Source organism: Micromonospora reichwaldensis (assembly GCF_031845925.1).
Classification (GTDB): domain Bacteria; phylum Actinomycetota; class Actinomycetes; order Mycobacteriales; family Micromonosporaceae; genus Micromonospora; species Micromonospora reichwaldensis.
Map to the genome: position 1 here is coordinate 14,408 of NZ_JAVRFL010000010.1, position 21,625 is coordinate 36,032.

The 21,625-nt window shown below is 72.7% G+C and carries 22 protein-coding genes; 13 read left to right on the top strand and 9 right to left on the bottom strand.

Annotated elements, in window-relative coordinates:
* Window positions 1-1,060: 1,060 nt before the first annotated feature.
* The 3 genes from RM555_RS10290 to RM555_RS10300 are packed head-to-tail and all read left to right on the top strand — an operon-like array spanning window position 1,061 to window position 3,679.
* Window positions 1,061-1,912 (top strand): ABC transporter permease, encoded by an 852-nt coding sequence (locus tag RM555_RS10290; protein ID WP_311411538.1) that lies wholly within the window; start codon window positions 1,061-1,063, stop codon window positions 1,910-1,912.
* Entirely contained in the window at window positions 1,905-2,720 is an 816-nt protein-coding gene (locus RM555_RS10295; RefSeq protein ID WP_311411539.1) for an ABC transporter permease, read from the top strand. The genes RM555_RS10290 and RM555_RS10295 overlap by 8 nt, the downstream gene beginning before the upstream one ends.
* Complete coding sequence (locus tag RM555_RS10300; protein WP_311411540.1) at window positions 2,717-3,679, top strand: ABC transporter ATP-binding protein; 963 nt, start codon at window positions 2,717-2,719, stop codon at window positions 3,677-3,679. The genes RM555_RS10295 and RM555_RS10300 overlap by 4 nt, the downstream gene beginning before the upstream one ends.
* A 70-nt stretch (window positions 3,680-3,749) precedes the next feature.
* Here the strand turns inward: RM555_RS10300 and RM555_RS10305 are convergent, their stop codons facing one another.
* The 3 genes from RM555_RS10305 to nadA form a co-directional block, all read right to left on the bottom strand.
* Entirely contained in the window at window positions 3,750-4,358 is a 609-nt protein-coding gene (locus tag RM555_RS10305) for a DUF3043 domain-containing protein (RefSeq protein WP_151456662.1), read from the bottom strand.
* A 73-nt stretch (window positions 4,359-4,431) separates the two neighbouring features.
* On the bottom strand, window positions 4,432-5,787 hold the full coding sequence (gene murA, locus RM555_RS10310; RefSeq protein WP_132236481.1) for a UDP-N-acetylglucosamine 1-carboxyvinyltransferase: 1,356 nt from the start codon (window positions 5,785-5,787) through the stop codon (window positions 4,432-4,434).
* Between the two features lie 212 nt (window positions 5,788-5,999).
* Window positions 6,000-7,199: a quinolinate synthase NadA gene (nadA, locus tag RM555_RS10315; RefSeq protein WP_311411541.1), complete on the bottom strand. Its 1,200-nt coding sequence runs from the start codon at window positions 7,197-7,199 to the stop codon at window positions 6,000-6,002.
* Between the two features lie 68 nt (window positions 7,200-7,267).
* Here nadA and RM555_RS10320 point away from each other — a divergent pair, with 68 nt between their 5' ends.
* The 3 genes from RM555_RS10320 to RM555_RS10330 all read left to right on the top strand — a co-directional run bounded on the left by RM555_RS10320 (window position 7,268) and on the right by RM555_RS10330 (window position 10,087).
* A complete protein-coding gene (locus tag RM555_RS10320) occupies window positions 7,268-8,407 on the top strand; it encodes a glycerate kinase family protein (RefSeq protein ID WP_311411659.1) in 1,140 nt (379 codons plus the stop codon).
* Window positions 8,408-8,570: 163 nt separating this feature from the next.
* On the top strand, window positions 8,571-8,939 hold the full coding sequence (gene erpA, locus RM555_RS10325; protein WP_091104634.1) for an iron-sulfur cluster insertion protein ErpA: 369 nt from the start codon (window positions 8,571-8,573) through the stop codon (window positions 8,937-8,939).
* Window positions 8,940-9,109: 170 nt separating this feature from the next.
* Window positions 9,110-10,087 carry a carbohydrate kinase family protein gene (locus tag RM555_RS10330; RefSeq protein WP_151456659.1) on the top strand — a complete coding sequence of 326 codons (978 nt, stop codon included), beginning with the start codon at window positions 9,110-9,112 and terminating at the stop codon, window positions 10,085-10,087.
* A 120-nt stretch (window positions 10,088-10,207) separates the two neighbouring features.
* On the opposite strand, the gene RM555_RS10335 is transcribed toward RM555_RS10330, so the two are convergent.
* Window positions 10,208-10,441: a sulfurtransferase TusA family protein gene (locus tag RM555_RS10335; RefSeq protein WP_132236127.1), complete on the bottom strand. Its 234-nt coding sequence runs from the start codon at window positions 10,439-10,441 to the stop codon at window positions 10,208-10,210.
* Entirely contained in the window at window positions 10,438-11,589 is a 1,152-nt protein-coding gene (locus RM555_RS10340) for a cysteine desulfurase family protein (RefSeq protein WP_311411542.1), read from the bottom strand. Before RM555_RS10340 ends, RM555_RS10335 begins: the two co-directional genes overlap by 4 nt.
* 189 nt (window positions 11,590-11,778) lie before the next feature.
* On the opposite strand from RM555_RS10340, the gene ctaC reads away from it, so the two are divergent.
* Both ctaC and RM555_RS10350 read left to right on the top strand, forming a co-directional pair.
* A complete protein-coding gene (gene ctaC / locus RM555_RS10345) occupies window positions 11,779-12,750 on the top strand; it encodes an aa3-type cytochrome oxidase subunit II (protein ID WP_132236131.1) in 972 nt (323 codons plus the stop codon).
* Window positions 12,751-12,760: 10 nt separating this feature from the next.
* A complete protein-coding gene (locus tag RM555_RS10350) occupies window positions 12,761-13,189 on the top strand; it encodes a cytochrome c oxidase subunit 4 (RefSeq protein WP_311411543.1) in 429 nt (142 codons plus the stop codon).
* A gap of 151 nt (window positions 13,190-13,340) precedes the next feature.
* On the opposite strand, the gene RM555_RS10355 is transcribed toward RM555_RS10350, so the two are convergent.
* The 4 genes from RM555_RS10355 to RM555_RS10370 form a co-directional block, all read right to left on the bottom strand.
* The gene (locus tag RM555_RS10355) at window positions 13,341-13,544 is read right to left on the bottom strand and encodes a hypothetical protein (protein ID WP_151454495.1); all 204 of its coding nucleotides are present in this window, start codon (window positions 13,542-13,544) and stop codon (window positions 13,341-13,343) included.
* Between the two features lie 146 nt (window positions 13,545-13,690).
* Window positions 13,691-14,737 carry an anthranilate phosphoribosyltransferase gene (gene trpD, locus RM555_RS10360; protein WP_311411544.1) on the bottom strand — a complete coding sequence of 349 codons (1,047 nt, stop codon included), beginning with the start codon at window positions 14,735-14,737 and terminating at the stop codon, window positions 13,691-13,693.
* 84 nt (window positions 14,738-14,821) lie between these two features.
* A complete protein-coding gene (locus RM555_RS10365; RefSeq protein WP_132236139.1) occupies window positions 14,822-15,217 on the bottom strand; it encodes a response regulator in 396 nt (131 codons plus the stop codon).
* A 185-nt stretch (window positions 15,218-15,402) separates the two neighbouring features.
* On the bottom strand, window positions 15,403-16,347 hold the full coding sequence (locus RM555_RS10370; RefSeq protein WP_311411545.1) for a cytochrome c oxidase assembly protein: 945 nt from the start codon (window positions 16,345-16,347) through the stop codon (window positions 15,403-15,405).
* A 108-nt stretch (window positions 16,348-16,455) separates the two neighbouring features.
* Between RM555_RS10370 and ctaE the strand changes: the two genes are divergently transcribed.
* The 5 genes from ctaE (at window position 16,456) to RM555_RS10395 (ending at window position 21,600) form a co-directional block, all read left to right on the top strand.
* Window positions 16,456-17,055 (top strand): aa3-type cytochrome oxidase subunit III, encoded by a 600-nt coding sequence (gene ctaE, locus RM555_RS10375; protein WP_132236143.1) that lies wholly within the window; start codon window positions 16,456-16,458, stop codon window positions 17,053-17,055.
* Between the two features lie 72 nt (window positions 17,056-17,127).
* On the top strand, window positions 17,128-17,961 hold the full coding sequence (gene qcrC / locus RM555_RS10380) for a cytochrome bc1 complex diheme cytochrome c subunit (protein WP_132236145.1): 834 nt from the start codon (window positions 17,128-17,130) through the stop codon (window positions 17,959-17,961).
* 67 nt (window positions 17,962-18,028) lie between these two features.
* Window positions 18,029-19,117 (top strand): cytochrome bc1 complex Rieske iron-sulfur subunit, encoded by a 1,089-nt coding sequence (gene qcrA / locus RM555_RS10385; RefSeq protein WP_311411546.1) that lies wholly within the window; start codon window positions 18,029-18,031, stop codon window positions 19,115-19,117.
* The gene (gene qcrB / locus RM555_RS10390) at window positions 19,114-20,745 is read left to right on the top strand and encodes a cytochrome bc1 complex cytochrome b subunit (protein ID WP_311411547.1); all 1,632 of its coding nucleotides are present in this window, start codon (window positions 19,114-19,116) and stop codon (window positions 20,743-20,745) included. The genes qcrA and qcrB overlap by 4 nt, the downstream gene beginning before the upstream one ends.
* Window positions 20,746-20,922: 177 nt before the next feature.
* Window positions 20,923-21,600, top strand: a complete 678-nt coding sequence (locus RM555_RS10395; RefSeq protein ID WP_132236151.1) for a DUF4142 domain-containing protein — start codon at window positions 20,923-20,925, stop codon at window positions 21,598-21,600.
* The last annotated feature ends 25 nt before the right edge of the window (window positions 21,601-21,625 follow it).

A 21,625-nucleotide genomic window follows, 5' to 3' on the forward strand; every position in this document is an offset into this window, starting at 1 on the left:
AGGGCGCTCCCGGTGCCCGTCGACCGGACGCTCCCGCTGGCCGTCGGAGGGGCGGGGCTCCGGGGCCGGGGTCGCCCACTGGTAGCGGCGCCCGTCCCCGTCCGCCTGACGGTCGTCGACGGTCTCCGCCCGGCGGTCGTGGCCGGACGCGGCGGGACGGTCGTGAACGCGCCCGGGTCGGTGGTCGTGGCCCGGGTCCGGCCGGCGGTCGTAGCCGGTGTCCGGGCGCTCGTACGCCGCGGGGCGGCGGGGCGGCGCGTCCTCGTCGGGCTCCGGGAGCCAGCCCGGCTCGGGCCGGCCGGCGGGGGAGACGGGACGGTCCCGCCCGGCCGGCTCGTACCGGGGGGTGCGGCTGTCGTAGCGGTCGGGACCGGCGTGGTCGCGCTGTCGGGGGGAGTCGACGGGCCGGCCGGGGGCGTCGAACTGACCCCGGTCGTTGCGGTGCGGCGATTCCTGTCGGGGCGGCCACTGCCGGTCGTCCGGCCGGCGCGGCTCGGCGGGCGGGCGGCGGTACGACTCGTCGCCGTGCCGACGCGCGTCGAGGCCGTCCGGTTGGCCGTTCCACGCGTCCTGCCGACCGGGCCGTCCGTCGGGCAGGTCGTCCCACGACCGGCCGATGTAGGTCCCGTCCGGCCGGGTGGGCGCGAGCGGGGGCACCTCGGCCCGGCCCACGGCGGAGCGGCCCCGGGGCGCGGACGGCGCGTGTTCGACGCCGATGTCGCCCGCGTAGCGCTGGCCGGGGAACTGCGGGTGCCACTCGGTGGTGGGCTCGATCATCCAGGCCGGTTCGGCGGAGTCGTGCCAGTGGTCGTAGTAGCGGCTCATCCGGTTGCCCTGTCGCCACGGAGGGTAGGCGGAACGCCCGGAGCCGGCCGCCGGGGAGCGGGCGCGCCCGGGTGCCCGGTTGGCGTCCGTCCGCTCACGGCGGCGCCCCGGTGGCCGGTCCGCGTCCGCTCGCTCACGGCGATGTCACCTCGTTGGAAATTGTCGCGCTGGGCGCTCCACGTGCCGGTAGAGTCGCCCCTCCGGTACGGCGTGGCTGCGGAAGGAGGGTAGCGGCGTGGGCTCGCTCACCGCCACTGTGGCACCGCCCACCGCCTCAAACGTTATCCTATGGTTCCGGACATTTAAGGCTATAACCGGATCAGGCTTCCGACGTTACGCCACGTACCGGCAGGCGTCGGTGGCGGGCGTCGTGACCAACACGGTCTTCGGCTTCCTGCGGTGCTACGTCCTGCTCGCGGCGGTCGGCGCGGCCGGCACGGTGGCCGGGTACGACCGGGGGCAGCTCGCCACCTTCGTCTGGGTGGGCCAGGGCCTGCTGGCGGTCGTCCTGCTCTGGGGCTGGACCGAGCTGGCCGACCGGATCCGCACCGGCGACGTCGCCAGCGACCTGCTGCGGCCGGTGCACCCCGTGACCAGCCATCTCGCCGCCGACCTGGGCCGCGCCGGCCACGCCGCGCTGGTCCGGTTCCTGCCGCCGGTGCTGGTCGGGCCGCTCTTCTTCGAGGTCCACGTGCCCCGCCGCTGGGCCACCCTGCCGATCTTCGCGTTCTCCGCCGTCGTCGCCGTGGTCCTCTGCTTCGGCTGCCGGTTCCTGGTCAACGCGACCGCGTACTGGTTGCACGACGTCCGGGGGCCGGTGATCCTCTGGACCCTCGCCTCGGGCGTGCTCGCCGGGCTCTACTTCCCGCTGCGCTTCCTGCCGGAGTGGCTCCAGCTCGTCCTCTGGCTGGGCACCCCCTTCCCGAGCCTGCTCCAGACCCCGCTCGACGTGCTGGTCGAGCGCGACCCGACCGGCACGCAGGTCGGGCTGGTCGGCCTCCAGCTCGCCTGGGCGGTGCTGATCCTGGCCGCCTGCCGGCTGGTGCAGCGGCGCGCGGAACGCCGCCTGGTGGTGCAGGGTGGCTGAGACGTCGGGCGGGGCGCTGGCCGCGTACCGGGCGCTGCTCGGCGCGCAGGCACGCGCGCAGACGGCGTACCGGACCTCGTTCGTCATCGACGTGGTCGGCAACGTCGGGTCCACCGTCTTCGACGTGCTGACCGTGCTGGTGATCTTCGGGGTCACCCGGGAGCTGGGCGGCTTCACGCTGCGCGAGACGCTGGTGGTCGTCGGCCTCTCGACGTGCGCGTTCGCCGTCGCCGACCTGCTGGTGGGCAACATCGAGCGGCTGCCCCGGTACGTGCGCACCGGGCTCTTCGACGCCGTGCTGGTCCGCCCGCTCGGCGCCCTGCCCCAACTGCTGCTGATGGACCTGCCGCTGCGCAAGGTGTCCCGGGCGGTCTTCGGGCTCGCCGTGCTGGTCGTCGCCGTCGGCTCCGCCGGCGTCGAGTGGACCCCGGCGCGGGCGCTGCTGGTGGTCCTCGCCCCGCTGGCCGGGGTGGTCTTCTTCGGGTCGGTCTTCGTGGCCACCGCCACCGTCTCGTTCTGGTGGGTCGACTCGGGTGAGCTGGCCAACTCGGTCACCTACGGCGGGCGGGACTTCACCTCGTACCCGGTCACCGTCTTCGAGGGCTGGTTCCGCGCGGTGTTCGCGTACGGCCTGGGCTTCGCCTTCGTCAGCTACCACCCGGCGCTGGCGCTGCTCGGCCGCGCCGACCCGCTCGGCCTGCCGGCGTGGGTGGGCTGGACCGCGCCGGCCGTCGCGCTGGTCGCGGCCGTCGGTGCGGCGGCGGCCTGGCGCACCGGGGTCCGCCACTACCGGAGTACGGGGTCATGAGCGACGACGTGATCGTGGCCGACGGGCTGCGCAAGGAGTTCACGGTCCGGGTGCGCACCGGCCGGCTGCGGCGGGAGAAGCGGCGGGTCACCGCCGTGGACGGGATCGACCTGCGGGTGGCCCGGGGCGAGATGCTCGGCTACATCGGGCCCAACGGCGCCGGCAAGTCGACGACGCTCAAGATGTTCACGGGCGTGCTGACGCCCTCCGCCGGCGAGGTACGCGTGTGCGGCCTGCGCCCGGTGGCCGAGCGGACCCGGCTCGCGCTGCGCGTCGGCGTGGTCTTCGGCCAGCGTTCGCAGCTCTGGTGGGACCTGCCGCTGGGCGACTCGTTCGCGCTGCTGCGGCACGTCTACCGGGTGCCGGCCGCCGCGCACGCCGCCCGGCTGCGCCGCTGCCGGAGCCTGCTCGACCTGGACGCCTTCCTCGACACCCCGGTCCGGCAGCTCTCCCTCGGGCAGCGGATGCGCGGCGAGCTGACCGCCGCGCTGCTGCACGGCCCCGAGGTGCTGTTCCTCGACGAGCCCACCATCGGGCTCGACGTGGTCAGCAAGCAGGCGGTCCGCGGCTTCCTCGGCGAGCTGGGCCGGGCCGGGGACACCACGCTGGTGCTCACCACGCACGACCTGGCCGACATCGAGCGGCTCTGCCGGCGCCTGGTGGTGGTCGACCACGGGCGGGTGGTGCACGACGGGTCGATCGCCGCGCTGCACGAGCGGTACGGGTCGCGTCGGCTGCTCGTCGCCGACCTGGACGCCCCGCTGGCCGCGCCGCCGGTGCTGCCCGGCGCGCCGCTGCACCGGCAGGAGGCCGACGGGCACCGGCTGGTCTTCGCGTTGGAGTCGGCGGGGGTGGCCGAGGTGGTGGCGGCCCTGGCCGGGCTGGGCGCGCTGCGGGACGTCTCGATCGTCGAGCCGGACATCGAGGACGTGGTGGCCCGGCTCTACCGGAGCCGCTGACGCCGCCACAGGGCCAGTGACGGCGACGGCCCCGTGCCGCGCTGCGGTAGGGGCCGTCGGTGCGGCAGGCTCAGACCGGGTCGCCGATGTTCACCCGGGGCGCGGGGGCGCGCATCCGGCGGAACGTGATCGACCGCATGATGGCGTAGAGGTAGAGCGAGCCCATCCGCTGCCCGGTGTTCGGGAAACGCTCCCCGACCAGCTTGCGGATCTTGCGCGAGATCAGGAGCGAGTCGACCACCACACCCAGGGCGAGCGCGCCCCAGAGGATGTTGGAGACCAGGCGGACGACCGGCGGCATCGCGGCGTTCGAGCCGATCAGCACGATCAGCGCCCCACCGAAGAACCAGGTGCCGACCGTACGCCGGGAGTCGACCACGTTGCGGGCCAGCAGCCGCTCCGGGCCGCGGTCGCGGGGGCCGCCCTCACGGCGGAACTCCTCCGCCGCCTCGGCGCGCAGCTGGCGCTTGCGCTCCCGCTGCTCCTCCTTGGTCAACGGCTTGGTGGCCGCGGCCGGCCGGCGGCCGGCGGTCGGCCGCTTCGGGGTGGCCTTGCCCAGCTCCTTCTTGCTCGGGGTGTAGCCCCGGGGCTGGGCAAGCGTGGACTCCTCGTCGGGGGTCACCGGGGTGACGGCCTCGTCGACGAGGTCGGAGGACTTGCGGCGAAACAGCGACGGCACGCGGAAAGGGTAGCCAAACGACGGCGCCCGGTGCACATCGCGGTGCACCGGGCGCGTACGGGAGTGGTCGACGTTACGGGCGCTCGACGTGCGCGCCCAGGTCGGCCAGCTTCGCCTCGAAGTCCTCGTAGCCCCGGTTGATCAGGTCCACGCCGTAGACCCGGGAGGTGCCCTCGGCGGCCAGCGCGGCGATCAGGTGACTGAAACCGGCCCGCAGGTCGGGGATGACCAGGTCGGCGGCGTGCAGCTTGCTCGGCCCCGCGATCACCGCCGAGTGCTTGAAGTTGCGCCGGCCGAAGCGGCACGGCGTGCCGCCCAGGCAGTCCCGGTAGACCTGGATGTTGGCGCCCATCGAGTTGAGCGCCTCGGTGTAGCCCAGCCGCTGCTCGTAGACCGTCTCGTGGACGATGGACAGGCCCCGGGCCTGGGTGAGCGCCACCACCAGCGGCTGCTGCCAGTCGGTCATGAAGCCCGGGTGCACGTCGGTCTCCAGCGCCACGGCGTGCAGCTCGCCGCCCGGGTGCCAGAACCGGATCCCGCCCTCCTGGCCCGGGTCGCCCAGCTTCGGCGGCCGGGCGTCGGTGACCTCGTACTCGCCGCCGACGGAACGGAAGATGTTCAGGAAGGTCATCATGTCGGCCTGCTGCGCGCCGAGCACCTCGACGTGGCCGCGGGTGGCCAGCGCCGCCGCCGCCCAGCTCGCCGCCTCGATCCGGTCCGGGATCGGCCGGTGCGTGTAGCCGTGCAGCTTCGGCACACCCTGGATCTCGATGACCCGGTCGGTGTGCACCTTGATGATCGCGCCCATCTTCTGCAGGATGCAGATCAGGTCGATGATCTCCGGCTCCACCGCGGCGTTGCGCAGCTCGGTGACGCCCTCGGCCATCACGGCCGTCAGCAGCACCTGCTCGGTCGCGCCGACGCTCGGGTACGGCAGGGCGAACTTGGTGCCGTGCAGCCCGTTCGGCGCCGACAGGTGCAGTCCCTCCGGGGTCTTCTCGACCGTCGCGCCGAACTCGCGCAGCGCCTGGAGGTGGAAGTCGATCGGGCGCGGCCCGATGTGGCAGCCCCCGAGGTCGGGGATGAAGGCGTGGCCGAGGCGGTGCAGCAGCGGCCCGCAGAAGAGGATCGGGATCCGGCTGGAGCCCGCGTGCACGTTGATCTGGTCCGTGCTGGCGCTCTCCACGTTCGCCGGGTCGAAGACGAGCTCGCCGTCCTCCCCGCCGTCGGTGACCTTGACCCCGTGCAGGCCGAGCAGCCCCCGGACCACCTCGACGTCGCGGATCTTCGGTACGTCGAACAGTCGGCTCGGGCTGTCACCCAGCAGCGCGGCGACCATCGCCTTCGAGACCAGGTTCTTCGCGCCGCGCACGCGGATCCGCCCTTCGAGCGGGGTACCTCCGTGTACGACCAGGACGTCGTCGGTCAACGCAACCTCCAGCGCGTCGGTGCTGCCGTGTTGATGGTGGGGCACGCGATAGTCATCGCTACCCGGAATGCGGCCATGTCGAAACGGCCCGCGTGAGTCGTCGCACCGGCAGCATAGCGCTCGGTGACGATCATGGACCCGGTCACATCGTCCCTGAGGGTACTAATCGGTGATCGGACCCATTTCCGTGCCAATGTCGCTACGGACGGTGATCAGCTCGCTGCGGGCGGCGGGGTGTCGGCCGCGGGCAGGGCCAGCATCCTCTCCAACGCCACCCGGGCGTGATGCGCGGTGTCCGGGTCGACCGTGATCTGGTTGACCAGCCGGCCGGCCACCAGCTCCTCCAGCGCCCAGACCAGGTGGGGCAGGTCGATCCGGTTCATGGTCGAGCAGTAGCAGACGGCCTTGTCCAGGAACATGATCTGCTTGTCCGGGTGGGCCAGCGCGAGCCGGCGGACCAGGTTCAGCTCGGTGCCGACCGCCCAGGCCGAGCCGGCCGGGGCCGCCTCGATGGCCTTGATGATGTATTCCGTCGAACCGACGAAGTCGGCGGCGGTGACCACCTCGTGCCGGCACTCCGGGTGGACCAGCACGTTCACCCCCGGCACCCGCTCCCGCACGTCGTTCACGCTGTCCAGCGTGAAGCGGCCGTGCACCGAGCAGTGCCCGCGCCACAGGATCATCCGCGCGTCACGCAGCTGCTCGGGGGTGAGCCCGCCGTTGGGCTTGTGCGGGTCGTAGAGGACGCAGTCGTCCAGCGAGAAGCCCATCTCCAGCACCGCCGTGTTGCGACCCAGGTGCTGGTCGGGGAAGAAGAAGACCTTCGACCCCTGCTCGTACGCCCACTCCAACGCCCGCTTCGCGTTCGACGAGGTGCAGACCACACCGCCGTTGCGGCCGACGAAGCCCTTGATGTCCGCCGAGGAGTTCATGTACGTCACCGGGACGGTCTCCGCCGCGACGCCCAGTTCGGTGAGCACGTCCCAGGCGGTCTCGACCTGCGACAGCACCGCCATGTCCGCCATCGAGCAGCCGGCGGCCAGGTCGGGCAGGATGACCTTCTGCGCGTCCGAGGTGAGGATGTCGGCGCTCTCGGCCATGAAGTGCACGCCGCAGAAGACGATGTACTCCGCGTCGGGCCGGGCCGCCGCCTCGCGGGCCAGCTTGAACGAGTCGCCGGTCACGTCGGCGAACTGGATCACCTCGTCGCGCTGGTAGTGGTGGCCCAGCACGAAGACCTTGCTGCCCAGCGCCGCCTTCGCCGCCGTCGCCCGGGCCACCAGGTCCGGGTCGCTGGGCGCCGGCAGGTCACCCGGACACTCGACGCCGCGCTCCGTGGCGGGGTCGCTGCCCCGGCCGAGCAGCAGCAGTGCCGTCGCGGTGTTGGAGGGTTCCACCCAGGTCGAAGTCACGTGCCCCATGGTCCCACAGTGCGGCCTCGGCGCAGCCTCCAGCGGTGTGTGCTGCCACACTGCTCGACATGCGCGTGCTGCTCTGTCCGGACAAGTTCGCCGGCACCCTGCCGGCCCCGCAGGTCGCCGACGCCGTGGCCACCGGCTGGCGGGAGGTCGCGCCCGGCGACGACCTGCTCGTGCGGCCCCTGTCGGACGGTGGGCCGGGCTTCATCGACGTGCTCTCCGACGCCCTCGGCGGGCGCCGGCTCCCGGTGCCGACCGTCGACCCGCTGGGCCGCCCGACGACCGGTGAGATCCTGCTCACCGACGGCGGTGCGACCGCCTGGCTGGAGAGCGCCCAGGCGTGCGGGCTGCACCTGCTCGACGCGGCCGAGCGGGACCCGAAGACCACCTCGTCGTACGGGCTGGGGGTGCTGGTGGCCGCCGCCGTGGAGGCCGGCGCCCGGACGGTCGTGATCGGGCTGGGCGGCTCCGGCACCAACGACGGCGGCGCGGGCATGCTCACCGCGCTCGGCGTGACCCCGCTGGACGCCACCGGCCAGGCACTGCCGTACGGCGGGGGCGCGCTCGGCGCGACGGACGCCCTCGACGGCGCGCCCCGGCTGCGCGACGCCCGCCTGGTGGCCGCCACCGACGTCGACAACCCGCTGCTCGGGCTGCACGGCGCCAGCAGCGTGTTCGGCCCGCAGAAGGGCGCCGACCGGGCCGACGTGCTGCTGCTCGACGCCGCGCTGGAGCGCTTCGCCGCCGTGCTGGAGCGGGACCTGCCCGGCTGTCCCGAACGGCTGGGCGCGCTGCCCGGCGGCGGCGCGGCCGGCGGGCTGGGCGCGGCCGTCCTGGCGTTGGGCGGGCACTGCGAGTCGGGCATCGGCCTGGTCACCCGGGCGATCGGGCTGGACGTCACCCTCGACGAGGTCGACCTGGTGATCACCGGGGAGGGCTCGTTCGACCACCAGTCGCTGCGCGGCAAGGTGGTGGCCGGGGTGGCCGGCGCCGCCCGGGACCGGGGCGTGCCCTGCGTGGTGGTCGCGGGCCGGGTGAGCACCGGGCGGCGGGAGGCCGGGGCGGCCGGGGTGACCGACGCGTACAGCCTGGTGGAGCACTTCGGGGGCGAGGAACGCGGCGGGCTGGCCGCCGCGATGGAGCGCCCGGCCGAGGGGCTGCGGGCGCTCGGCACCCGGCTCGCCCGGCAGTGGAGCCGCTGACCACGCCCCCTGCGGGGGCACGCCGGACGGCGGCCCTGGTCACGCCGGACGGGTGGGGCCGGCCGCGGCGGCGTACCATCGGATCTGGACCACACCGGGAATGGCTGGGCGACAGGAGATGTTGGCCAGTGCGTCCGGACCCAACCGCGCAGGGAGATTTCACGTGACCACGCCAGCGCAGACCGAGTCGACCGAGGCCAAGGCCCCCACGTCCGTCGTCCTCACCGACGTCGCGGCGCAGAAGGTCAAGGCCCTGATCGAGCAGGAGGGCCGCGACGACCTGCGGCTCCGGGTCGCCGTGCAGCCGGGTGGCTGCTCCGGCCTGCGGTACCAGCTCTTCTTCGACGAGCGGTCGCTCGACGGTGACGTCGTCACCGACTTCGACGGTGTCGAGGTCGTCGTCGACCGGATGAGCGCCCCCTACCTGGCCGGCGCCACCATCGACTTCGCCGACCGCATCGACGCCCAGGGCTTCACCATCGACAACCCCAACGCGGGCAACTCCTGCGCCTGCGGTGACTCGTTCAGCTGAGCCAGACCTCCGCTGACCACGGCGGGGCCGTCCTCCGGGGCGGCCCCGCCGTCGTCTTCCGGTCGGGAACGAGCCGTCGGGAAGGTGACCCGGGGCCGACCGACCGGTCATCCTGAGAGGGCCGGGCCGGTAGGCTGACCGGCGCCCTGCTCCCGACCCCGAGGGTTGACATGAAGATCGCCGTGACCGGCTCGATCGCCACCGACCATCTGATGAGCTTCCCCGGTCGCTTCGCCGACCAGTTCATCGCCGATCAGTTGCACAAGGTCTCGCTCTCCTTCCTGGTGGACGACCTGGTGCTGCGGCGTGGCGGGGTGGCGGCCAACATCGCCTTCGGCATGGGGCAGCTCGGCCTGCGCCCGGTCCTGGTCGGCGCGGTCGGCGCGGACTTCGCCGACTACCGCTCCTGGCTGGAGCGCCACGGCGTCGACTGCGACTCGGTGCACATCAGCGAGGTGGCGCACACCGCCCGGTTCGTCTGCACCACGGACACCGACATGTGCCAGATCGCCTCGTTCTACGCCGGGGCGATGAGCGAGGCACGCAACATCGAGCTGGCGCCGGTGGCCCGCCGCCTCGACGGGCTGGACCTGGTCCTGGTCGGCGCGAACGACCCGGAGGCGATGCTGCGGCACTCCGCCGAGTGCCGGGAGCGCGGCTACCGGTTCGCCGCCGACCCGTCCCAGCAGCTCGCCCGCATGGACGGCGAGGACGTCGTCGGGCTGATCGAGGGCGCCGAGTACCTGATGACCAACGACTACGAGAAGTCGCTGCTGCAGAGCAAGGCCGGGCTGACCGACGCGCAGCTGCTCGACCGCGTCAAGGTGCGGGTCACGACGCTGGGCAAGGACGGGGTGGAGATCGCCGGGCGGGACTTCGACCCGATCCACGTGCCGATCGCGCGGGAGACCCAGGCGGTCGACCCGACCGGCGTCGGCGACGGCTTCCGGGCCGGCTTCTTCACCGCCCTCTCCTGGGGGCTCGGGCTGGAACGGGCCGCCCAGGTCGGCTCCCTGCTCGCCACGCTGGTGCTGGAGACCGTCGGCACGCAGGAGTACGAGGTCCGCCGCGACCTGTTCGTCAAGCGCCTGGCCGAGTCGTACGGCGACGTCGCCGCCGAGGACGTGCGCCCGCACCTCGTGCCGTGAGGTGACACCGGCGCTGGTCGCGTCGTCGGGCCGCCGGGACTGGTGAGGAACACCCCCGGCGGCCCGCCGGCATCGGCGGGAACGGCGGCGTGGTGCGGTCTGGCCCCCGCGCCATCAGGGTCAGTGGCGGCGGCGGACGTCGAAGGCGGGGCCGTCCGGGCCGGTGATCGTGCCGAGGAACTCGTGGCCGCGCATCCGGCACCAGGCCGGGATGTCCACCGCCGCGGCCGGGTCGTCGGCGAGCACCCGCACCACCGTGCCGACGGGCAGCTCGGGCAGCCGCCGGGCCGCCGCGATCACCGGCAGCGGGCAGCGCTGACCGCGGCAGTCGAGGATCTCCGCCGGCGCCGTCACAGCCCCACCACCCCGGCCTCGGTGCGCAGCCCCGCCACGACGCCGGGCAGTTCGGCGAGGAACCTCTCGACGTCGGCCTCCGTCGTCTCCCGGTGCAGCGAGACCCGTACGTTGCCGTGCGAGAGCACCCCCATCGCCTCCAGCACGTGCGAGGGCCGCAGCGTCGACGAGGTGCACGAGGAGCCCGAGGAGACGGCGAACCCGCGCCGGTCGAGCGCGTGCAGCAGGGCCTCGCCGTCGACATAGAGGCAGGAGAAGGTCACCAGGTGCGGCAGGCGGTGGTCGGGATCACCCACCACCTCCACGTCGGGCACCTCCGCCGCCACCCGGTCCCGGATCCGGGCCACCAGCGGCGCCAGCCGGGCCGCCTCGCCCGCCGCGTCGGCCGCCGCCGCGCGCAGGCCCGCCGCCGCCGCCACCACCGCCGGCAGGTTGAGCGTGCCCGGCGTACGCCCGGCCTCCCGCTCGTCGGCCGGCCAGGGCGACTCCCAGCGGGTGCCCTTGCGCACGACCAGCAGCCCCACCCCGGGCGGCCCGCCCCACTTGTGCGCGCTGGCGGTCAGTACCGACCAGCCCGCCGGCACCGGGGCCCGGCCCACCACCTGGGCGGCGTCCACGTACAGCGGCACCCCGGCCTCGGCGCACTCCCGCGCGGCCCCGGCCACGGGCTGGAGCGTGCCGACCTCGTGGCTGGCGGCGATCAACGCGGCCAGCGCCACCCCCGGGGCCCGGACCGCCGCGGCCCAGCGGTCCAGGTCGAGCCGGCCGAGCCGGTCCACCGGTACGGACGTGGCCGTGCCGCCCGCCGCGACGTGCTTCTCGGCGGCGTGCAGCACCGCCGAGTGCTCGATCGCGGAGTGCACCAGGCCGGCGCCCACCCGACGCCGGCCGGTCAGGCCCCCCAGCACGGCGGAGTGCGCGGCCGTCGTACCGCTGGGGGTGAAGGACAGCTCGTCGGCGCGGACGCCGAGCGTCTGCGCGCAGGCCTCGCGGGCGGCGTCGAGGAGTTGACGGGCGCGGCGGGCCTGGGTGTAGAGCCGGCCGGGGTCGGCCCAGCCGTCGTCGAGGGCGGCCAGCAGCGCCTGCCGGGCGACCGGATGCAGCGGCGCGGCGGTGGCCGCGTCCAGGTAGACCGGGGATGCGCTCACGCACGCCAACGTATCGCGCCGGTATGCCCAAGATCCCCCCGATGGGGGCCGACAGCGACCCCAACACGGTCCAGCCCGTCATGGTCGAGTAATCTGCGACCGTCGGTGACGCCTTTGCCGCTGGTGCTGTCGCTCCGCAGGCGGAGGGCAGGGACAAGACACCGCGGCGCGCTAGGGAGGCAGGACCAGGTGGTCGCAAGGAGTTCGGAGGTACGGCCGTCGGCCGTACGGCACAGCGCTTCCCCAGGAGCCGGTGGGCGCCGGGGACGTGGTGCCGGTCGGATCGCCGGGCTCGGTCTCGGCGGAGCGGCGCTGCTGGTCCTGCTCACGGGCTGCGACGTCGGCGCGGCGTTCGGCGGCTTCGGCTGGCCGCAGGGCGGCATCACGCCCGAGTCGCACCGGATGTACGACCTGTGGATCGCCTCGTGCATCGCGGCGCTCGCGGTCGGCGTCTTCGTGTGGGGCCTGATCTTCTGGTGTGTCGTGCGCTACCGCAAGCGGGGCAACGAGCTGCCGGTGCAGACCCGTTACAACATGCCGATGGAGTTCCTCTACACCATCGCGCCGATCCTGATCGTCTCCGTGCTGTTCTACTACACGGCGGTCGTGCAGACCGACGTGGTGCGGACGACCAAGAACCCCGACGTCACGGTCGAGGTGGTCGCGTTCAAGTGGAACTGGCAGTTCAACTACCGCGACGGTCAGGGCCAGGACGCCAACACGGTCGCCTCCGTGCTCGGCACCAGCGAGGTCATCCCGATCCTGGTGCTGCCGACCGACCGGTCCATCCGGTTCGAGGAGACCAGCCGCGACGTCATCCACTCGTTCTGGGTGCCGGAGCTGCTGTTCAAGCGCGACGTCATGCCGGGCAAGATCCGCAACGTCTTCGAGGTCTCGAAGCTGGAGTCCGAGGGCGCCTACGTCGGCCGCTGCGCGGAACTCTGCGGCAGCTACCACGCCTTCATGAACTTCGAGCTGCGGGTCGTCTCCCCGGAGAAGTACGAGCAGTTCCTGGCGGCCAAGCGGGACGGCAGGTCCACGCAGGAGGCGCTGACGGCGATCGGCGAGGACCCGTACGCGAAGACCACGAAGCCGTTCGAGACCCGTCGCACCGAGGCCAACTTCAACCCGGACGACGCGCCGGCCGGCGCGGGAAGCTGAGGGATCGGGCATGAAGACCGAGTGGCGCATCTTCCTGGTCATCGCCGGGTTCCTGCTCTTCGCCACCGTCCTCTACGGCGGGTGGACCGCCGCCGACTCCGGCGGCCAGGTCGAGTGGGTCGGCACGGTCGCCCTGCTGCTGAGCTTCTTGCTCTGCACGATGTGCGGCGGCTTCTTCTGGTTCGTCTCCCGCCGGATCGACCTTCGGCCGGAGGACCGGCCGGACGGCGAGATCGCCGACGGCGCGGGTGAGATCGGCTTCTTCAGCCCGGGCAGCTACTGGCCGTTCGGCCTGGCGATCGCCGTCGGGATGGCCGGCTTCGGCCTCGCGTTCTGGCAGTTCTGGCTGCTCGGCCTCGGCATGGTGGCGGTCACGTTCTCCGTCTGCGGCCTGCTGTTCGAGTACTACAGCGGCACCCGGCGCACCGCCGAGCACTGATCGGTCGGTCACCAGCGAACGTCACGAAGGCCCGCCTCCCCGGGGAGGCGGGCCTTCGGCGTGGTACGGGTGGCGCGGGCGCGGGACGTGTGCGGCAGCGGCGCTGAGCGGTCACCGCGCGGGGCCCGACGCCCGCTCAGCGGCGGCGGTCTCAGGCGGCGCGGCGTCGGCTCGCCGGGCGGTGCCGGCCGCTCGGACGCGCCAGGCGGAACGTGAAGGTGGTGACGAGCACGGCCGCGCCGCAGCCCGTGCAGACCAGTTCGGGGCAGTCGGCGCCGTGGCCGTCGGCGCACGGCGGCGCCTCGAACGGCTCGACGCCCTCACAGGTGTCGCAGTAGAGCTCGCGCTCCGACACGGGCGTCTCCTCTCGCTCCGGTCCCGCGGGGGTGTGTCGCACACGCCCGACGGGGATCGCCGCGCTCGACGGCGCAGGACGGATGTGGGAACTACTCAGCTGTAGTTTCCCACGAGGGTCCGACAACCTTCGGCGAGGCCCGGGGCTCAGAGGGAGCGCGCGACCTCGATCCAGCGGTCGAGGACGCGGGCGGCGGCCCCGGAGTCGACGGACTCGGCGGCCCGGTCGAGCCCGGCCCGCAGGGCCCCGGTGAGGTCGCCGTCGAGCGGGCCCTGCGTGGCCAGCGCCGCCGCCGCGTTGACCAGGACCGCGTCGCGTACCGGGCCGGTCTCGCCGGCCAGCAGCCGACGGACCACGTCCGCGTTGAAGGCGGCGTCACCGCCGCGCAGGTCGGCCAGGGTGGCCCGGGGTACGCCGAGGTCGGCGGCGTCCAGCAGCGACTCCCTGACGACGCCGCCCTGGGCCGCCCAGACGCGGGTCGGCGCGGCGGTGGTGAACTCGTCCAGCCCGTCCTCGCCGCGCATCACCAGCACGGAGTCGCCCCGGGCGGCGAAGACGCCGGCCATCACCGGGGCCATCCGGGCGTCGAAGCAGCCGACCGCTCCGGCGCGGGGCCGCGCCGGGTTGGTCAGCGGGCCGAGGAAGTTGAACACCGTGGGCACGCCCAGCTCCCGGCGTACCGGGCCGGTGTGCCGCATCCCCGGGTGGAACCGGGCCGCGAAGCAGAAGCCCATGCCGGCCTCGGCGACGCACCGGGCCACCCCCTCGGGGCCCAGGTCGAGCGGCACGCCGAGGAACTCCAGCACGTCGGCGGTGCCGCAGGAGGAGGAGGCCGCCCGGTTGCCGTGCTTGACCACGCGGACACCGGCGCCGGCCACCACCAGCGAGGCCATGGTCGAGATGTTGACGGTGTGCGCGAGGTCACCGCCGGTGCCGACCACGTCGAGGGCTGTCGCGCGCAGCTCGTCGGGCAGCTCGACCGGGACCGCCCGGCCGAGCATCGCCTCCACCAGACCGGCCAGCTCGGCCGAGGTCTCACCCTTGGCGCGCAGCGCGACGACGAAGCCCGCCATCTGCGCCGGGGCGGCCGAGCCGGCCATGATCTCGCCCATCGCCCAGGCGGTGTCGGCGGTGGCGAGTTCCTCGCCGCGCAGCAGCGCGTTGAGCAGGTGCGGCCAGGTCCGATCGCCCAAGGCGGGCCTCCCGAGCGTGCGAGATGCGGGTGGGATGGAACCGGCACCGGTCGGCCCGGCGCCGTGGCGGGCCGGAGCGGGACGTCAGGCGGGTGCGTGCGTCCGCAGCAGCTCGGCCACCGTGGTGCCGGTGGTCACCGGGTCGAGCGGGTGCACCAGGGTGGCGTCGACCTCGGCGTACGCCGCGAGCCACCGGTCGGCGGCGCGGGCGATCACCACGCAGGTCGGGGGGGCGTCGGCCCGGTCGTCCTTGATCTGCCGGGCGATGCCGATGCCGCCGCCCGGGCTCGCCTCGCCGTCGAGCACCAGCAGGTCGATCTCATAGTCGTCGACGAGCCGGACGCACTCGGCGTAGTCGGACGCCTCGACGAACTCGACCCGCAGGCCAGGCGCGGGGCGCGGCCCGACGGCGAGCCGCATCCGGTCGCGGACCTCCGGGTCGTCGCTGTAGAGCAGGACGGTGCAAAGACGATCGCTCATGCCGGCACTCCGCTTCGCTCCGTGCCGTCGTGCGGCACCATCACACTGAGCTTGATGATTCGTTCGCTGCGCGCTCGTCGGTCGGACTGGCTCCTACCTCGTGGCCGCCCGCTGATCGTACCGGTCGGTGTGAGGTGTGCGACGTCCGCCCGGCGGCGGCGTCGGGGCGTACCGGCCGGCCCGGCTCAGGCCGTGGACTCCGCGGCGCGCTGACGGGCCTCCTGGCGGTCCAGGTCGCGGTCGACGCGGCGGGCCTCCCGCTCGGCGTGGCGCATCCACTGCACGACCAGCACGGCCAGCATGGTCACGCTGACGAACTCGCCGCCGGCCCAGAGGATGCCGCCGGCGACCACCTGGTCCTGCCACGGGTCCGACCAGGTGAGCCCGAGCGACGGGTACCAGTCGCCCCCGAAGAGCGTGCTGCTCTGCATGATGGTGAGGCCGAGCACGGTGTGGAACGGCACGGAGAGCAGCATCAGCAGCGCCCGGGCCGGGTACGGCCAGCGGCCCGGCAGCGGGTCGAGCCCGAGCAGCGGCCAGAAGAACACGCAGCCGGTCATGATGAAGTGCGCGTGCACGACCTCGTGCGCCCACACGTGTTCGAGGGTGTAGCGGTACAGGTCGGTGAAGTAGAGCGCGAACGGGTTCACCACGAAGATGGTGAACGCCACCAGGGGGAAGCTGTAGATCCGGGCGATCCGGCTGTGCACGACCGCCAGCAGCCGCTTGCGCGGTCGCGGCGGCAGGGTGCGCAGGGCCAGCGTCACCGGCGCGCCCAGCGCGAGGAAGATCGGCGAGATCATGGAGAGCACCATGTGCTGGACCATGTGCACCGACAGCAGTGCCGTGTCGTACGCGTGCAGGCCGCTGACGGTGACCGCCGCGATGCCGCCGAGGCCGGGGCCGAGGAAGAAGACCGTCCGGGCGACCGGCCACCGGTCGCCCCGGACCCGCAGCCGGTGCACCCCGTAGAGGTAGACGCCGGCGGCCAGCACCAGGCCGACGGCGAGCCAGCTGTCCAGCCGGGTCTCGGTGAACACCGAGGTCACGGTGAACGGTGGCGGGGTGGCCGCGCTCGCCGCCGGCGCGGCGACGGCGGCTGCGGCGGAGATCGGATCGGCGTGCAGCACGCTTTTCAGCCTAGGTCAGGCGAACCGGACTGCCCCGATCGGGCTGTGGATGCCACGGGTTTGGCCCCCCGCTGATCGGCGGCCCCGGTCAAGGGCAATAATGACCGCGTGACTGCGGCCCCAGCCATTGACAAGAGCCGGATCCACTCCCTGACCCGACCCAACATGGTCAGCGTCGGGACGATCGTGTGGCTCTCCAGCGAACTCATGTTCTTCGCGGCGCTGTTCGCGATGTACTTCTCCATCCGCGCGGCGGCGCCGGAGCAGTGGGCGGAACACACCACGCACCTCAACATCCCCTACGCGACCACCTTCACGGTGATCCTGGTGTTGTCGTCGGTGACCTGCCAGCTCGGTGTCTTCGCCGCGGAGAAGGGTGACGTGCACGCGCTGCGGCGCTGGTTCACGATCACCTTCGTGATGGGCCTGATCTTCGTCCTCGGCCAGCTCAACGAGTACCGGGAGCTGGTGCACGCGGGCATCAAGATCAACGAAGACGGTTACGGGTCGATGTTCTACCTGACCACCGGCTTCCACGGACTGCACGTGGCCGGCGGTCTGGTCGCCTTCGTCATCTTCATGATCCGCACCACCATGGGCCGGTTCACACCGGCGCAGGCCACGTCGGCGATCGTCGTGTCCTACTACTGGCACTTCGTCGACGTCGTGTGGATCGGGCTCTACGCCATGATCTACTGGCTTCAGTGATCTTGGCGCGTCACGAACCGCGCCGCTGCTCCGTCCCCTGAGACAAGGTCCAACCGGTTAAGGACACAGGTCATGACTTCTGACAACGACCGCCGACGCGGTCTGCTCGCGCGGCTGCGCGAGCGGCCCGCCGCGCGCAGCAGGGGCCGCCGCCGGCTGGGTGCCGCGGTCCGGCTGTTCGCCGCGCTGATGCTGGCCGGCGGCGCCTACACCGTCTTCGCCCCCGGCGTGCAGGCGCAGGACACCCCGCTCACCGGTGCCGCCGCGGAGGGCAAGGCGCTGTTCGACGTGAGCTGTGTGACCTGTCACGGTCGCAACGCGCAGGGCGTCGAGGGGCGCGGGCCGAGCCTGATCGGCGTCGGCGCGGCCTCGGTCGAGTTCCAGGTCGGCTCCGGCCGCATGCCGATGGCCCGGCAGGAGGCCCAGGCCCAGCGCAAGCCGGAGCTCTTCACCGACGAGGAGACCCGGCAGCTCGCGCAGTACGTCCAGGAACTCGGCGGCGGCCCGGTGGTGCCCGACGGTGACAACCTGCACGCCGACGGGAACGTCGCCGCCGGCGGCGAGCTGTTCCGGATCAACTGCGCGCAGTGCCACGCCTTCGGCGGCGGCGGCGGCGCCCTGTCCTCCGGCAAGTACGCGCCGAGCCTGCGCCCGGCCACCGACCGGCAGATCTACGCCGCCATGCTGAGCGGCCCGCAGAACATGCCGGTCTTCGGCGACAACCAGATCTCCCCGGACCAGAAGGCGGACCTCATCGCCTACATCCAGGAGACCCTGAAGCACGACCAGGACCCGGGCGGCTTCAACCTCGGTCGGTACGGGCCGTCCACCGAGGGCCTGGCGATCTTCCTGGTGGGCATCGTCGCGCTCGTCTTCGCGAGCCTGTGGATTGCGGGCAAGTCGTGACCGGGCGGCTCATCCGATTCAGTGCCGTGGTGCCGCAGTGCGGCACCGCCCGTAGCGAGGTGACGGCATGACCACGCACACCGAGCACCAGGCCCAGCAGGGCCGGGAGCCGCTCGACGTGAACACCCCCGGGCTCAGCCAGTTCGACATCGTCCGCGAGGGCGCGCGCCGGGACGACATCGAGATCGTCCACTACGAGCCGCAGGTGGCGCCGGGCAGCAAGGCCGAGCGGCGGCTGACCCGTACGGTCGCGTCGTTCTTCCTGCTGACCGGCCTGGCGGCGACCGCGTTCCTGGTGATCTACATCTGGTGGCCGTGGGAGTACTCCCCGGGCAGCGGCGGCGACAAGTGGTACACGCCGCTGCTCGGCGTCACGCTCGGCGTGGCCCTGCTCGGCATCGGCTTCGGCATCCTGACCTGGGGCAAGAAGCTGCTGCCGAAGGAGGTCTCGATCCAGGACCGGCACGAGGGTGCCGTCGCCTCCGACGACCGGATCATCACCGGCCAGACCATGCTCTACATGGCCGACGAGCTGGGCGTGAAGCGCCGGCCGCTGCTCGGCATCTCGCTGCTGGCCGGTCTCGCACCGGTCGGCGCGGTCGCCGCGGCGCCCCTGGTCGGCGGCCTGATCTCCCAGCCGCACAAGAACAACCAGATGTTCACGACCGGGTTCGCCCCGGCCGAGGGCGGCCAGAAGATCCGGCTGGTCCGCGAGGACGGCCGGCCGGTCCGCCCGGCGGACATCAGCACGGGCGGCCAGATCACCGTCTTCCCCGGCATCGACCACGGCGTGAGCAACCTGCACGCGGACTCGCCGACCCTGCTGATCCACCTGCGGGACTCCGACGCGCAGGAGTCGCGCCGGGCCAACGAGCGGGTCGGGCACGGCGACTACATGTGGGGCAACTACGCCGCCTACTCGAAGATCTGCACGCACGCCGGCTGCCCGGCGAGCCTGTACGAGCAGCAGACCAACCGCCTGCTCTGCCCGTGCCACCAGTCGCAGTTCCTGATCACCGACAACGCCCGGCCCATCTTCGGCCCGGCCAGCCGACGGCTGCCGCAGCTGCCGATCGAGGTGGACTCCGAGGGCTACTTCGTGGCCAAGTCCGACTACACCGAGACCGTCGGGCCCGACTTCTGGGAGCGGCCGTGAAGCGGCGCAAGTTTGACAAGGCAGCAGTGCCGGGGAACGTCGCCCGGGGAGTGGACGACCGCTTCCAGGTGGCCACCCCGCTGCGCCGGCTGCTGAACAAGGTCTTCCCGGACCACTGGTCGTTCCTGCTCGGCGAGATCGCGCTCTTCTCGTTCGTCGTCCTGCTGCTGACCGGCGTCTTCCTGACCTTCTTCTACGAGCCGGCGATGACCGAGGTCGTCTACAACGGCAGCTACGCCCCGCTGCGGGGCACGCCGATGTCGGCCGCGTACGCCTCCAGCCTGGACATCTCGTTCGACGTCCGCGGTGGCCTGATCATGCGGCAGATGCACCACTGGTCGGCGCTGCTGTTCATGGCCGCCATCGTGGTGCACATGCTCCGGGTCTTCTTCACCGGCGCGTTCCGCAAGCCGCGCGAGACCAACTGGATCATCGGCTCGCTGCTGTTCTGGGTCGGCTTCCTCGCCGGCTTCACCGGCTACTCGCTGCCGGACGACGGTCTCTCCGGCACCGGCCTGCGGATCGCCTCGGCGATCATGCTCTCCATCCCGGTGGTCGGCTCGTGGGTCACCTCGTCGGTCTTCGGCGGGGAGTTCCCGGGTACGATCATCATCAGCCGGTTCTACATCGCCCACGTGCTGCTCGTCCCGGGCCTGCTGCTGGCGCTGATCGGCGCCCACCTGGGCCTGGTCTTCAAGCAGAAGCACACCCAGTGGCCCGGTCCCGGGCGGACCAACGGCAACGTGGTCGGCGAGCGGATGTTCCCCCGCTACGCGATCAAGCAGGGCGGCTTCTTCATGGTCGTCTTCGGCGTGATCGCGCTGATGGGCGGCCTGTTCCAGATCAACCCGATCTGGCTGTTCGGCCCGTACGAGGCGTGGGTGGTCTCGGCCGCCAGCCAGCCCGACTGGTACGTCATGTTCCTCGACGGCTCGACCCGCCTGATGCCCGCCTGGGAGATCAACATCCCGATCGGCGACGGGTACGTGATCCCGCCGCTGTTCTGGCCGACGGTCGTGCTGCCGGGCATCCTGGTCGGCCTGTCGACGCTCTACCCGTTCCTGGAGGCCCGGCGCCTCAAGGACACCAGGAGCCACAACCTGCTCCAGCGTCCCCGGGACGTGCCGGCCCGGACCGGCCTGGGCGCCATGGCGCTGGCGTTCTTCGTCGTGCTGACCCTCTCCGGCGCCAACGACGTCATCGCCGACAAGTTCCAGATCAGCCTGAACGCGATGACCTGGGCCGGCCGCATCGGCCTGCTGGTGCTGCCGCCGCTGGCGTACTACGTCACCTACCGGATCTGCCTGGGTCTCCAGCAGCACGACCGGGAGGTGCTCGCCCACGGTGTCGAGACCGGCATCATCCGGCGCCTGCCGGACGGCCGGTTCGAAGAGGTGCACCAGCCGCTCGCGGCGGCCGACGGGCACGGCGACGGCCACGGCGCGCTGCCGTACGCCGGCTGGGTCGTGCCGAAGAAGATGAACCGGCTCGGCGCCCTCGGCCCGGCCATCCGGGGCTTCTTCTACCCGATCGAGAAGCCGGCCGAGGCGCCGGTCTCGCCGGGGCACCCGCCGGTCGAGCCCCGACCGGAGCGGGAGGAGATCGGCAGCGGCGAGAGCCGCCGCTGACCCCGCGACACCTCGACGTGGCGCCCACCGGAGTCCTCCGGCGGGCGCCACGTCCGTTTCCGACCCCCGACGCTCCGACACGGGCGTGTCGGTCGGTCGCCTCCCCGACGGTGGATCGCAGGAATAACCCCGGTCAGCCGGGTATCCGTGCGATCCAACGTCTCAAGGGGGGGAAGCATGTTGGGTATCAAACGCCTCGGCCTGCTGGCCGCGCTGGTGCTGGTGGGGATCGCGCCGGCCGCGGCGGCACAGGCCGCGGTGCAGCCGTCACAGCAGGACACCCAGTACCTGCAGGCCGTGCACCAGGTGAATCTGTTCGAGATCACCGCGGGTGACCTGGCCCAGCAGAAGGGTCAGAGCCAGGGGGTCAAGGACCTGGGCGCCCGGCTCAAGACGGACCACACCCAGCTCGACCAGACGGTGCAGCAGACCGCGTCGCAGCTGGGCGTGGAGTTGCCGAGTGAGCCCACCGCGGATCAGCAGTCCGTCATCGACCAGCTGAACAACGCCAGCGGCGAGGAGTTCGACCGGCTCTGGGTGACCAGCGAGCTGGCCGGCCACGTCCAGGCCATCCAGGCCACCCAGACGGAGATCTCGCAGGGCTCCGAGCAGTCGGTGGTCCAGCTGGCCCAGACCGCCCTGCCGACGCTGCAGGCGCACTACGACGCGCTGGTGCAGCTGGCGGAGCAGCTGGGCATCCCGGTGCCGCAGACCAGCGCCAGCGGCACCCCGAGCCCGGGCGGCACGACGCCGGCTCCGGGTGGCACCACCGAGACCCCGGCTCCGGGCGGCACCACCACCGAGTCGCCGGCTCCGGGCGGCACCATCGAGACGCCGGCTCCCGCGGGTAGCTGACGTCGCCTCACCACGACGGGCGGTC

What these genes read in the sequence shown, in the direction of transcription:
- qcrC (WP_132236145.1), top strand. Translation starts at nt 17,128, where the DNA reads ATGACTTCTGACAACGACCGCCGACGCGGTCTGCTCGCGCGGCTGCGC.
- qcrA (WP_311411546.1), top strand. Translation starts at nt 18,029, where the DNA reads ATGACCACGCACACCGAGCACCAGGCCCAGCAGGGCCGGGAGCCGCTC.
- RM555_RS10350 (WP_311411543.1), top strand. Translation starts at nt 12,761, where the DNA reads ATGAAGACCGAGTGGCGCATCTTCCTGGTCATCGCCGGGTTCCTGCTC.
- RM555_RS10330 (WP_151456659.1), top strand. Translation starts at nt 9,110, where the DNA reads ATGAAGATCGCCGTGACCGGCTCGATCGCCACCGACCATCTGATGAGC.
- RM555_RS10365 (WP_132236139.1), bottom strand. Translation starts at nt 15,217, where the DNA reads ATGAGCGATCGTCTTTGCACCGTCCTGCTCTACAGCGACGACCCGGAG.
- RM555_RS10320 (WP_311411659.1), top strand. Translation starts at nt 7,268, where the DNA reads ATGCGCGTGCTGCTCTGTCCGGACAAGTTCGCCGGCACCCTGCCGGCC.
- RM555_RS10395 (WP_132236151.1), top strand. Translation starts at nt 20,923, where the DNA reads ATGTTGGGTATCAAACGCCTCGGCCTGCTGGCCGCGCTGGTGCTGGTG.
- RM555_RS10300 (WP_311411540.1), top strand. Translation starts at nt 2,717, where the DNA reads ATGAGCGACGACGTGATCGTGGCCGACGGGCTGCGCAAGGAGTTCACG.